The following is a 12,508-nucleotide window of genomic DNA, read 5'->3' as shown; positions in this document are numbered from 1 at the left end:
GCTGGTGCTGCGGATGGGACAATCGCATCCTTATACAAAGACCCTCAGCGGGGTGGAGGACGGCTCAGAGATCGGCATGGTGAAGTGGGAGCCAAGACTGTTCGCGCGACTGGTGGCGCGGGCCGTCCGCAACAGTATCTTCACCGACAACGAGCTCGACCGGTTCGCCAGTACTGCCTTGGTGCGCGCCGAGTCGCAGGTCAGCCTCGACGAATTGAAGAAGGCGCGCTGAAGTCTGCGGAGTCTTGAAAAAGGGCGGGCCGGGATCCCCGGCCCGCCCATTGTCGTTTACCAGATGACCTTCAGGCCGAAGCGGAAGCTCCGCCGGCCCTGGCTGGCCGTCTGCAGGGTCGAATCGCTGAAGACCGTGGGGTCTCCGAAGCCGGTGTTGAAGGCTCGCAAGCCGGCATCGTCGATGAAAGGATCGATGCTGGCGAAGTTCTCCGACCCGATGTAGTTCGAGTGGTTGAGGAAGTTCAGCACGGTCATGTGCCATTGCACGGAGGCCCGCTCGCCCGCCTTGAACGTCTTGTACAGCGAGAGGTTGGCGACGTTCAATTTGGAGGTGCGCAGGCTGTTGCGGCCGGCGTTGCCGAACGGGGTGCCGAACACGCTGTCGGCAATGCCGCCATTCACGATGAAGCGCACCTGGTCCTGGGTGACCGGGGTGACCGTTCCTGAACCGTTGAAGGCGCTGAAGTCGATCAGCGTATTCGGAGTGATGCCGACGCCGGTCGCGCCCACATCGCCGGCGAAGGCGCCGACCGCGGTCACGGGCGCCGCCGGGTTGCCGACGAACGGCCGCAGGTTCTCCGCTCCCGCAACGTTGAAGGCGCCCAGGAAGGCCAGGTCGGTGAAGTCGTTCCCGTTCAGCGCGATCTGCACCGGCGTGTAGGGCTGTCCGGAGGCGAGCTGATAGGTGCCCGACACCGCCCAGCCTCCGAGGATATGCCCGACCACTCCCTGCTGCGACCTCATGAACGGCAATTGCTCATAGGCCGTCAGGGTGAAGTTGTGGGGAATGTCCAGGCCCGAGAGGCTGTGCTCGGCTTGGGTGAAATCCAGCGGGTTCTGGGAGAAGGCGGTGGTGCCGCCTGCTGCCGCCGAACCGAAGATCTCGCTGGCGTTGTCGGTGGTCTTGCTGAAGGTGTAAGCGGCCCGCATGGTCAGCTGGTTCCAGAGATTGTTGGCCCGGAACTCGGTCTGCAGGCCGTTGTAATCCGAGGAGCCGGTGTTGGTGCGTTCGCGGACCACACCCTCCCCGCAGTTCACGCGGCCAAGATCGGGCTGCGGGCTGCCGGGGACGGAGCCCGGAGCTACGGGGATCACCGGCGTGGTGCACGGAGTCACCCCGGCGGGGATCAGGTTGGGGAACGCCGCCGCCAGATCGGCGATGAACGGGTTGGCGTTGATGGACTGGAAGAGGTGCTCACCGTGATTGCCGACGTAGCGCACCTCCAGCGCGGCGTGCGGGCTCAGCTCGCGCTGCACCCCGAACGTCCAGCTATGCACCCGGTCCGGCCCGAAATCCGGCGAGACCGTGGTCTGGTTGAAGCTGCGGGGGTCGGCCACGCCGGTGACCAGGAACGGCGCCAGCTCGGTGCGGTTGTTGGGCCCGGTGGGGACCGCGAGCAGGGGCACGACTGCCGCCGACGCGCCGCGCAGGGTCTGCAGCAGCACCTGCGGCGCAGCGCTCGAGATGTTGGTGTAGATGTTGTAGTACGGCGGATCGTATGACAGGCGGTATCCGCCGCGGAGCGTGGTCTTGTTGTCGCCGAACAGCCACTTGGCGATCTGCGGCTGGTAGGCGAACCCGATGCTCGGCCCGAAGCTGCTCTTCACCGACGGCAGCTCGGGGAAGGTGCGGACGCTCAGCGGCAGGGCGGGATCGAAGAACGGGTTCGACCCGCTCTCCCGCGTGGTGTCGAGGTTGTGGAAGAGGTTCGCCGGCTGCCCGTAGTACGACCAGGTCAGTCCCAGGTTCAGGGTGAGGTTCTTCTTCACCTTGTAGTCGTCGCCGAAGTAGACGAACAGGTCGTGCTCGCGGAAGTCCAGGCTGGAATCGCCCAGGGCCAGGTTGATGCGATTGGGCACGTTGGCGAAGAAGTGGGACCAGTCGTCGAATCTCCATTGCCCGTTCAGGTTGGGCAGGAAGATGTTGGGCGACCGCTGGAAGGTGTAATTGGCTCCCGCCTTGAGCTGGTGCTTGCCGGCGGTGAAGGTCCAGTTGTCTTGCACCTGCCAGGTATTGACGATGCGGCCCTGGGGCGCGGTGGTCGCCGGGCCGAATCCAGCGAGACTGGGACTGTTGAAGGTGATGTTGGCCAGTGCGTTGGCCAGGCCGCCGGCGTTGGGCACCGTGTTGCCGATGGTGTTGCCGCCGAATTCCACGTTCAGCCGGCTGAAGCTCACCTTGAACTCATTGACCTGCCGCGATGAGAAAGTGTGGGTGTCGCCGATGTACACGTCCTGCGCCAGGGCGGGCTGGTTGACGGGATAGCCGCTGGCCGCGGTCACGAACGAGTCCAGGTTGAAGAAGGTGGCCTTGTTGAACAGGTAGCGCGCGCTGATGCGGTCCGATTTGCCCACGATGTCGGTCTTCAGCAACCAATTGAAGGACCGGCTGTTGGTGGGCAGCGTGCGCTGCACCTGACCGAATTCCACGTCACAGGTTGCGCCGGTGGGAATGCCGTTCGCATCCAGGACCGGGATGGTCTGGACCGCGGTGTTGATGGCCGTCGGGCTCCCGCCTCCCACCCCGAAGGGACCGAAATTGGTCAGGGCGGAGATGGCGGCCTGGCTTTGCGCGTTGCCACTGCACGCCGCAGCCTGGGCGATGCCCGCCGGCGTCGGCGTGATGCCGCCGGAAGTGAAGGCGTTCTTACCACTGACGATGTCGGTGTCGAAGCCGCCGAACAGGAACACCTTGTCTTTCTTCAGGTATCCGCCGGCGGTGCCGCCGGCGAAGACGTCGTTGAAGCGCGGCAGCTGCGTCAGCCCTTCATAGACCTTCTGGGTATGACTGAGGCTGTTGAGAGCCGAATTGCTCTCGGTGCCGAAGATGCTGCCATGCCACTGGTTGGTGCCCGACTTGGTGACCAGGTTGATCACCGAGCCTGAGTTGCGGCCGTATTCCGGACCAAAGTTATTGGTCACGATCTGGTACTGCTCGACGAATTCCGGATCGCTCAGGAAGAGGGCGGGGCCGCCGACGCTGTTGTCATTGTTGTTCTGCCCGTCGATCTGCTGGTCGTTGCTGCGGCCGCGCAAGCCGTTGACCGCCAGCCCGCCGACCTGCCCGTTGACGTTGGAGAAGCCGAGGTCGCGGCCGCTGACCACGCCGGGCACGAACAAGGCCAGGTTGTCCAACCCCTGGTTCTCCTGCACGCCCACGAACGTCCCCAGCTGCTCACCGCTGAAGCTGGCGCTGACCTGGGCCTCCGAAGTCTGCACCAGGGGAGCGGCGCTCGTGACCTCGACGGTCTCGCTCACCTCGCCCAGGTTCATCGCCAGGTTCCCCATGGAGGTGTTCTGCCCCACGGAGACCGGCACTCCGTTCTGGACCAGCTTGCGGAAGCCGGTGCGGGTGATCTCGACCCGATAGGTCCCCACCGGCAACAGGCTCAAGCGAAACAGACCGGCGGCATCGGTCGAGGTAGTGAATTCCTGATTGGTCTCGATCTGCGTGGCCTTGACCTGCGCGCCCTGGATGACTGCTCCCTGCGGGTCGAGGACTGTGCCTGAGATCGACCCCTTGATGACCTGCCCGGCCAAGGGTGCGGCCAGCGCACTCAAGACCAGCAACAGGATGACCGCGTGGAATCTCTTCATACGACTCAACCTCATCATGTTCGAAGATTGCCCGGACGACAGACCGGGCCCGCGGGAGATATAGCAACCAGCAAACCGCAGGCGCGCGGCGGCCCGCGCATCGGGTCCAGTCGCCGCCATGTGGGACGAACGTACCGGGGGAAGGAGATGACCGTCCAGGGAAGCGTGACGGCCAGAACCCTGCACTCGAAATAGAAGTGCGAGGGTTCTACGAAAAAGTGGAGGAGGGAGGAACAGCCGCTACAAGAAATCGTAGGGGCGAAGCGGAGGATGTCGTGCACGATGATTTTAAGAAAATCTTGAGAGTAACTTTTTCCCACGAGACGGGTCTAACCGTCTAAACGCGGGACGTTCTGCGGTGAAACCAGGGACGAAAAGACGGAAAACCCGGGTGATACGCAGGCCGGCCGCCATGATTGAGCGGCGCTCGTGGAGAGTAGCCGATGGGCATCAGAACATTGATCGTTGAGGACGGGCCGACGGCCCGCGCCGCGCTGGCGGAGCACCTCAAGCTCGACGCCGAGATCGACGTGGTGGGGCAATGCGGCGACAGCCGACAGGCGATCTTCGCCATCGGCCGGCTCAAGCCCGAGCTGGTCTTTCTCGCGGTGCAGATGCGCGAGCTCGACGGGTTCTCGGTGATCGAAGCGATCGGGCCCGAGCAGATGCCGCTGCCCATCTTCCTGACGGCGTACGATCGCCAGGTCCTGAGCGCGTTCGAGGCCCACGATCTCGATTTCCTGGTCAAGCCGCTCACTACTGGCCAGCTCCAGGGAGTGCTGCAGCGGGCGAAGACCCGGCTCAGGACGGAGCCGCACGGCGAGGGCCGCGGAAGGCTGGTCGGGCTGCTCCACGACATTCGCGCCCATCCCCGTCACGTCGAGCGGGTCATGCTGCGCTCCCGCGGGCGCATCGTCTTTGTCCGGACCAGCGAGATCGATTGGATCCAGGCAGAAGGGAATTACGTGCGCATCCGCGCCGGGGATGCAGAACACCTCTTGCGCGGGACCATGCGCTCCCTGGAAGCGCGGCTGGACCCCAAGGAGTTCGTCCGCATCCACCGCTCCACCATCGTGCGCATCGACCGTATCAAGGAGCTGCAGCCGTGGCCCACGGGCGAGTACGTGGTCCGCCTGCATTCGGGCAAAGAGATGACCCTCAGCCGCGGATACCGCGACAGCCTTCGTGTCCTGTTGCAGGGGGAGTCGCTGTTCGCCGGTGCTGACGAGGACCACGCTGCGGGCAGGTCGGCTCAGCTTCCGCGCAATGCGGGGGAACCATGAAATATATCTAGTCACGACCAAAATATTGCGACCTTACCGCCTGGCCGGAGTCCAACCAGGCAACAGATCAGACCTGCCGCCGTTCTGCACCTAGCGTGTCGCCTGGTCTGCTCTTGGGGGCCCTCCAGAAGCTAGCTTGGAGGAATTGAAGTGGACAGCAAGCACGCCATCCTGCTGGTGCAGGACGAACCTACGCCGCCACCGGCGTTGGCCGAGGCCCTGCTGCAAGATGGGCACGAGGTCACCGTAGCCGGCGATGCGGACACTGCGTTCAGCATGTTTGTCGGGAAGCTTCCCGATCTGGTCATCGTAGCGTTGGGAATCGGGTCCGAGGCGCTGCCTCTTTGCGCCATGATGCGCGGCATGTCCACGGTGCCGATCATGGTGGTGGCAAAACCGGAAGCCTCGGTTTCCCGCATCGCCGCCTACGAGGCCGGCGCGGAGATCTGCATCCGCTGGCCCACTCCGATCGGGGATATCGTCGCCCAGGTGCGGGCGGTCCTGCGCCGCAACCACCTGCCTCTGCCTGGGGAGCAGGTGCTGCACGCCGGGGACATAGAAGTGGACCTCAAGACTCGTACCGTCCTGGTGCGTTGCAAGACCGTGCGCCTGACGCCGAAAGAGTTCGACTTGCTGGTCTACATGATGCGCCACCGGGGAGAAGTCCTGACCTATCGGGCGCTCCTGGGCGCGCTGTGGGGATCGAATTACGTCCGGCACAAACACTACCTGCACGTGCTGGTGCGCCACCTGCGCACCAAGATCGAGACCGATCCATCGCAGCCGCTCTACATCGTGACCGAGCCGTGGATCGGATACCGCTTCGATCCGCCCGAAGCCCAGCCTCCGGCGCGATCAGAGATTCTTGAGAATGATTTAAGAGATTTTTAACCGGCCAGCCTCGTCTATCACCCAAACGGTTCAATCTGAACAGAACCGATGTGAAGAGCCGGCGCGGAACAGTTGCCGCTCGCCCGCGCCGGCTTGACGCAAGGAGAAGACGAAATGAAGAACATGCTTGCAATCGCCCTGCTGCTGCTGACCGGGGCCGTATCGGCAGTCGCACAATCGTCCGCCGTGACCGCGGAAGTGCCGTTCAGCTTCCAGGCCGGCAACCTTTCCTTGGCTCCCGGGGTGTACACCCTGACGCGAGCCAACGACTACGGCGACCGGCTCATCATTCGCGGAGCCGACGGGCGGGGAGGGTTCCTGCCCAGCGCGTCGATCGTTCAGTCGCCCAACCTTCAAACCCAAGGCAAGCTGGTGTTCAACCACACCGATTCCGGTTACGTGCTCTCGCAGGTGTGGATCGCCGGCAGAAACATCGGAGAACAGTACGCTGCGCCCGCCGCCTCCATGAAGAGCGTGATGGCGCGTAGCAACGCCGCGACTCGCTCCGGCGGTCAGTGAGCCGGCGACACCGCTTGGCTTCGTGGCGTGCGAATTGCGGCAAGCGCTTGAACCAGCCGAAGCAGTTTGCGAAGTTGCCTCCGCAGGTGCTGTGTGACGAGGGGAAAACCGATCACGGCACCTGCCTTTTTCTTTTGAATACGCGAGATTTCCGCGTTCCGTCCCATCGAGATCGGTTCCTCGCCGAACCACGCTGTCGCAGGATTCGTCCTCGGGCCCTGGGCGCGCCATCCGCCATCGAGAAGTCACATTCCCCGTAGCCGATTCCCCAGGCCAAGCAAAAGCCTGGCCTCGACAAAATATCTCATTAGATATAATCTAAATCCTCGATGGACGCCGAGGCGATCAAACGGTCCTTGCGAGGCAGCGGGTTGCGGTGCACTGCGCAGCGCTACGCGGTGATGGCATTGTTGACGGAACACAACCGGCATCCCACGGCTGCGGAGATCTTTGAAGCCGTAAATCGCGTGGATCCGCGCTCTTCAAGGGCCACGACTTATAACAATCTGCGGGACCTGGTGCAGGCGGGATTGGTGCGTGAAGTGGCTGTCGAGGGCCGCGCCGCGCGGTTCGATGCGAAAGGCATGCGGCATCACCACTTCATCTGCGACCGCTGTGGCAAGGTGGAGGACATCGAGTGGCACGACCTGCCCAGGCCCGCCTCGCGCTCTCTCGGCAAGCGGATCCTTCGTGAATGCGAACTCATTTTCCGTGGACTCTGCACGAAGTGCGTGCTCCGCAACACGCTTCCCGGTAAGGGCCGCAGGCGCGTGCATACCCGATGAAGGGCGCGCGCCGGCCAGGAGCGGCCGGCGATGCCACGAACGGGAAAGCCAAGAGGTTGTATTTTATCGCGGTCTTTTTGGGCTGGTACGAAGGAGGATGAACTCATGGAAAAAGAACTCGCCAAGCAGGAGCAAAACATGGCAACCGAATCCAAGTGCCCGGTCATGGGCGGTGCTCGCAGACATGCGGCCGCGACCAACGCGGACTGGTGGCCGAATCAGCTGAACCTGAAAATCCTGCACCAGCACTCCCCCCTGTCCGATCCTATGGACAAGGGGTTCAACTACAGAGAAGAATTCAAGAGCCTCGACCTGGATGCGGTGATCAAGGACTTGCATGCCTTGATGACGGACTCGCAGGATTGGTGGCCGGCCGACTTCGGGCACTATGGGCCGCTTTTCATTCGCATGGCGTGGCACAGCGCGGGTACGTACCGCATCGGCGACGGCCGCGGCGGGGCCGGAGCCGGTCAGCAGCGCTTCGCGCCGCTCAATAGCTGGCCGGACAATGTGAACCTCGACAAGGCGCGCCGGCTGCTGTGGCCGATCAAGCAGAAATACGGCCGGAAGATCTCCTGGGCCGACCTCATGATTCTCGCCGGTAACGTCGCATTGGAGTCGATGGGGTTCAAGACCTTCGGTTTCGGCGGCGGGCGCGAGGACGTCTGGGAGCCCGAAGAGGACATTTTCTGGGGGCCTGAGGGCAAGTGGCTGGCGGACGAGCGCTACAGCGGCGACCGTGATCTCCAGAATCCGCTCGCCGCCGTGCAAATGGGCCTGATCTATGTGAATCCGGAAGGGCCGAATGGGAAGCCGGATCCGATTGCTGCGGCACGGGATATCCGAGAGACTTTCGCCCGCATGGCGATGAATGACGAGGAGACGGTGGCGCTCATTGCCGGCGGTCACACCTTCGGCAAGACCCACGGCGCTGGCGACGCGGCACTGGTCGGACCCGAGCCGGAATCCGCCGCCATCGAGGAGCAGGGCCTCGGCTGGAAAGGGAAGTTTGGAACGGGGAAAGGCGCTGACGCGATCGGCAGCGGCCTGGAAGTCATTTGGACCACGACGCCTACGAAGTGGAGCAACAACTTCTTCACCAACCTGTTCCGCTACGAATGGGAACTGACCAAGAGCCCGGCCGGTGCGCACCAGTGGAGACCGAAGAATGGCGCAGGCGCCGGCACGGTGCCGGATGCGCACGATCCGTCAAAACGTCACGCGCCATCCATGCTGACCACTGACCTCTCCTTGCGGCTCGACCCTGCTTACGAAAAGATCTCACGGCGCTTCTACGAGCGTCCGGATCAGTTCGCAGACGCGTTTGCGCGGGCGTGGTTCAAGCTGACGCACCGCGACATGGGGCCGATCTCGCGCTATCTGGGCCCGCTCGTTCCCAAGGAGCCCCAACTGTGGCAAGACCCGGTTCCCGCCGTGGATCATAAATTGATCGGGGAGCAGGCCATTGCGGCCCTGAAGGCGAAGCTCCTCAAATCCGGACTGTCGATCTCCCAACTGGTCACTACTGCCTGGGCATCGGCGTCGTCGTTCCGCGGCTCCGACAAGCGCGGTGGGGCGAACGGGGCGCGTATTCGCCTCGCGCCACAAAAGGACTGGGAAGTGAACCAGCCGGCCGAACTGGCGAAGGTTTTGCGGACGCTGGTGGCGATCCAAAAGGATTTCAACAGCTCGAAGTCGGGCGGGAAGAAGATCTCACTTGCTGACCTGATCGTTCTGGGCGGCTGCGCAGCCGTCGAGGAAGCTGCGAAAAGGGCCGGACACAAGGTGAAGGTTCCTTTCTCGCCGGGGCGCACGGATGCTTCGCAGAAGCAGACCGACGTGCACTCATTCGCCGTCTTGGAGCCGACCGCGGACGGGTTCCGCAACTACCTCCGGAACGGACACCAAATGACGGCCGAGGAACGGCTGGTGGACCGGGCGCAGTTGCTGACGCTGACTGCCCCCGAGATGACAGTACTCATCGGTGGCCTGCGGGTCCTCAAGGCGAACTTCGGGCATTCCAAACACGGCGTCTTCACCAACCGGCCCGAGACGCTGACGAATGATTTCTTTGTCAACTTGCTCGACATGAAGACGAAGTGGGAGCCCTCCTCTACATCCGAAGGCGTGTATGAGGGGCGCGATCGTGCCACGGGCAAGATCAAGTGGACCGGCACGCGGGTCGACCTTGTGTTCGGTTCGAACTCCCAGCTGCGGGCGATTGCGGAAGTCTACGCATGTGGCGACGCGAAGAAGGCGTTTGTGAAGGACTTCGTGGCTGCGTGGAACAAGGTGATGAACCTTGATCGCTACGACCTTGCCTGAGCTAAGCGCGCCGGGGAAGTGCGCCCTGGATCCACGATTTCCTGGAAAGGGCGCACTCGACGGCCGAGTACTGTATGTAAGATATTGATAATAAAACACTTAAAGTGGTGGAGGCGGCGGGAGTTGAATTTTGAGCCGGCTTGCGGGCGTGAGCCGAGCCGCGGGCGAGGCGGGAAACCGCAGGCGAAATCCTGACGCCCGCAGGCGGAAGAACCTCTAGAACCGGGATACCTGGAAAAATAATGAAGATGGTGGAGGCGGCGGGAGTTGAACCCGCGTCCGAAAGGGTCACTGGCAAAGAGACTACATGCTTAGTCCGTTCCCGCTTCCGTTGCCGGAAACCTTCGCCTCTCGCGCTCAGAGACGGACAAGAAACGCGATCGGCTAGCCTGTAAGTCTCGCCCCAGGTCCCCAGACGTAGGACCCGAAGCCAGCCCGCTGTGCGACGCCCTTCCGCAGTCCGCGGACCAAACCGCGGAGGACGGCTACTTAACTAATTAAGCAGCGTATGCCAGTTCAGTGTTGGCAATTGTTGTTTTGCATTCGATCACGGGTGAATGCACCCCGGCATGCCTCTCGACCGCAAGCTCTTCCGTCGAAGCCGTGACGCCCCCAATTTCCACCCCAACGCGCCAAACCGGGCGCGTCGGGGACCCCGGCTCTGAAACCGGAGAGAATCTTGGGACCGGCTACAACAGGGCCTCTCGGGCCCTTGCAGCGAGTCAAAGAACTACTTCCACGGTAGGTCGTAACTGCGTGGAAGTCAACTCGCTATATAGATGCCGCGGGCGGCCCATAGACTCGACCCGGCCATTCGTCCAGCACCGTGAGATCTATCTCTGCAGCCTCTGAAATTGCATCTCCTGCGACCAACGGACATCCAAATCCGGGGCCGATACAATGGCTGCCCAGGAGATTCGATGCCCTCGGAGTGTTTGAGCTATTCCGCGATCCCGCACACCACAGCGCTGTTCGCGGACTACGTCCATCACTTTGAGAAGACGCGCGCCTTCTATCCCCGGCCGCCCTTCGACCGCTCCTGGATCCGGGAGGAGGCCGGCCGCATCCGCTACGACGCGGCGCGGCGGGAACGGGTGGCCGCCATCCTGGAGCGTCAGAACCGGGCCTGGGGCGCCTCGCGGGAGACGCTCGACAACATCGGCCGCTTGCGCGCCGGGGCCTGCGTGATCGTCACCGGCCAGCAGGTCACACTGTTCGGCGGCCCGCTGTTCGCCCTCTACAAGGCGATCACCGCCATCAAGCTGGCGACTGAAGTGACGCAGAGCGGAGTGGAATGCGTACCCGTCTTCTGGCTGGCCACCGAGGACCACGACGTCGAAGAGGTGGACCACATCACGCTGCTGGCGGCCGACAACGCCTTGAAGCGATGTAGCGCCGCGGCGCACGGGCCGGAGAACGCTTCAGTGGGGAGCTTGCGCTTCGGCGAAGACATCAGCTCGGTCGCTGCCCAAGCCGCCGCGGCGCTGGGAGAGTCTGAGACCACCGAGTTCCTGCGCGAGGCCTACCGCCCGGGAGAAAGTTTCGGCAGCGCCTTTGGGAAACTTTTCTCGCGGCTGTTCAAGCACTCCGGGGTGGTGTTGCTGGACGCCGCCGACCCCGAGCTGCATCAGGTCGCCGCATCCGTGTACCGGGCGGCGGCCGCCGGCGCTGCCGACCTCGACGAAGCTCTCCTCCAACGCAACCAGCAACTGGAGTCCGCCGGCTATCACACCCAGGTGCACGTCACTCCTCAATCCACTTTGCTCTTCGCCCAGCATAATGGGGCGCGGGTGCCCGTCCACCGGGCCAATGGGCAGTTCGAGATCGCCGGGCAGAAGCTCTCGCCGGCGGAACTGCAAGCGCGCATCACCGCCGCCCCCCAGGATTTCAGCGCCAACGTCCTGCTTCGCCCGGTGGTACAGGACTACCTGCTGCCCACGCTGGCCTATGTCGGCGGCCCGGCGGAGGTGGCGTATTTTGCCCAGGCGGCAGTGGTGTACGAGGAGCTTCTGGGCCGCATCACTTCCGTCCTCCCGCGCTTCGCCGCCACATTGGTGGAGCCGCGCATCCAGCGCCTACTCGACCGTTACCAGATCAAGATCACGGATGCGTTCCACGGCGAGGAACATCTGCGGATGCTATTGGCGGAGCACAGCCTTCCCGCCGACCTGAATGCGACCTTCGACGAGTCCGCGAGTTCGCTCGATGCGTCGCTCAACAAGCTGAACGAGGTGCTGGAGCGGCTGGACAAGACGCTGCTCGACGCGGCCGGTACCGCCGGAGCCAAGATGCGTTACCAACTCGACCGGCTGCGGGAACGGGCCGCGCGCGCCCAATCGCGCCGCAGCCAGGACCAGGCACGCCACGCCGACGATCTGGTCACCGCGCTTTACCCCCACAAGAACCTGCAGGAGCGGGAGCTGGCCGGGATGTCCTACCTGGCGCGGCACGGAACCCAGCTCCTGTTGCGCCTTTATGACGCCGCTCAGACCACCTGCGCCGACCACCACATCGTCTATCTCTGATCCGGTCCTGCTTCCTGCCTCCTGCCGCCTGGGGTATGATTCCGCCATGGCCAAGGGCAAACAATTCGAGGTCACCTGTCCCTGCTGCAATGCGGTGCTGAAAGTGGACTCGGCCGACCAGGCGGTCATCTCCCACACGCCTCCGCCGCGGGTGAAGACCTTTGCCGACCTGGATGCCGCCGCCAAGGCCATGCACGAGCAGGACAGCCGCAAGGAATCGCTCTTCCGCCAGGCGGTGGACGCCGAGAAGAACAAGGCCAACCTGCTGGAGAAGAAGTTCCAGGAGGCGGTCAAGCGGGCCAAGGAAACGCCCGACGAGAAGTTCATCCGCGACATCGACCTGGATTGA

The 12,508-nt window shown here is 63.4% G+C and carries 9 protein-coding genes and 1 other RNA gene; 8 read left to right on the top strand and 2 right to left on the bottom strand.

Annotation, left to right across the window (positions count from 1 at the left end):
* A partial coding sequence (locus VMS96_00825; protein ID HVP41939.1) for a hypothetical protein occupies positions 1 to 232 on the top strand: 232 nt, incomplete at its 5' end.
* 56 nt (positions 233 to 288) lie between these two features.
* Here the strand turns inward: VMS96_00825 and VMS96_00820 are convergent.
* Complete coding sequence (locus VMS96_00820) at positions 289 to 3,831, bottom strand: TonB-dependent receptor (protein ID HVP41938.1); 3,543 nt, start codon at positions 3,829 to 3,831, stop codon at positions 289 to 291.
* 443 nt (positions 3,832 to 4,274) lie between these two features.
* Here VMS96_00820 and VMS96_00815 point away from each other — a divergent pair, with 443 nt between their 5' ends.
* The 5 genes from VMS96_00815 to katG all read left to right on the top strand — a co-directional run bounded on the left by VMS96_00815 (position 4,275) and on the right by katG (position 9,634).
* Positions 4,275 to 5,114 (top strand): LytTR family DNA-binding domain-containing protein, encoded by an 840-nt coding sequence (locus tag VMS96_00815; GenBank protein HVP41937.1) that lies wholly within the window; start codon positions 4,275 to 4,277, stop codon positions 5,112 to 5,114.
* Positions 5,115 to 5,264: 150 nt separating this feature from the next.
* A complete protein-coding gene (locus VMS96_00810; GenBank protein HVP41936.1) occupies positions 5,265 to 6,005 on the top strand; it encodes a response regulator transcription factor in 741 nt (246 codons plus the stop codon).
* Between the two features lie 114 nt (positions 6,006 to 6,119).
* On the top strand, positions 6,120 to 6,524 hold the full coding sequence (locus VMS96_00805) for a hypothetical protein (GenBank protein ID HVP41935.1): 405 nt from the start codon (positions 6,120 to 6,122) through the stop codon (positions 6,522 to 6,524).
* 329 nt (positions 6,525 to 6,853) lie between these two features.
* On the top strand, positions 6,854 to 7,309 hold the full coding sequence (locus tag VMS96_00800; protein HVP41934.1) for a transcriptional repressor: 456 nt from the start codon (positions 6,854 to 6,856) through the stop codon (positions 7,307 to 7,309).
* A 105-nt stretch (positions 7,310 to 7,414) separates the two neighbouring features.
* The gene (katG, locus tag VMS96_00795; protein HVP41933.1) at positions 7,415 to 9,634 is read left to right on the top strand and encodes a catalase/peroxidase HPI; all 2,220 of its coding nucleotides are present in this window, start codon (positions 7,415 to 7,417) and stop codon (positions 9,632 to 9,634) included.
* Positions 9,635 to 9,883: 249 nt separating this feature from the next.
* Here katG and ssrA read toward each other — a convergent pair.
* Positions 9,884 to 10,248, bottom strand: a transfer-messenger RNA (tmRNA) gene (gene ssrA / locus VMS96_00790).
* Between the two features lie 306 nt (positions 10,249 to 10,554).
* On the opposite strand from ssrA, the gene bshC reads away from it, so the two are divergent.
* Together bshC and VMS96_00780 are read left to right on the top strand one after the other, a co-directional pair.
* The gene (bshC, locus tag VMS96_00785; GenBank protein HVP41932.1) at positions 10,555 to 12,159 is read left to right on the top strand and encodes a bacillithiol biosynthesis cysteine-adding enzyme BshC; all 1,605 of its coding nucleotides are present in this window, start codon (positions 10,555 to 10,557) and stop codon (positions 12,157 to 12,159) included.
* 46 nt (positions 12,160 to 12,205) lie between these two features.
* The gene (locus VMS96_00780; GenBank protein ID HVP41931.1) at positions 12,206 to 12,508 is read left to right on the top strand and encodes a hypothetical protein; all 303 of its coding nucleotides are present in this window, start codon (positions 12,206 to 12,208) and stop codon (positions 12,506 to 12,508) included.

It is taken from the genome of Terriglobales bacterium, assembly GCA_035543055.1.
Lineage (GTDB): Bacteria > Acidobacteriota > Terriglobia > Terriglobales > Acidobacteriaceae > JAIQFD01.
This window is presented reverse-complemented; position numbering and strand designations above follow the sequence as displayed.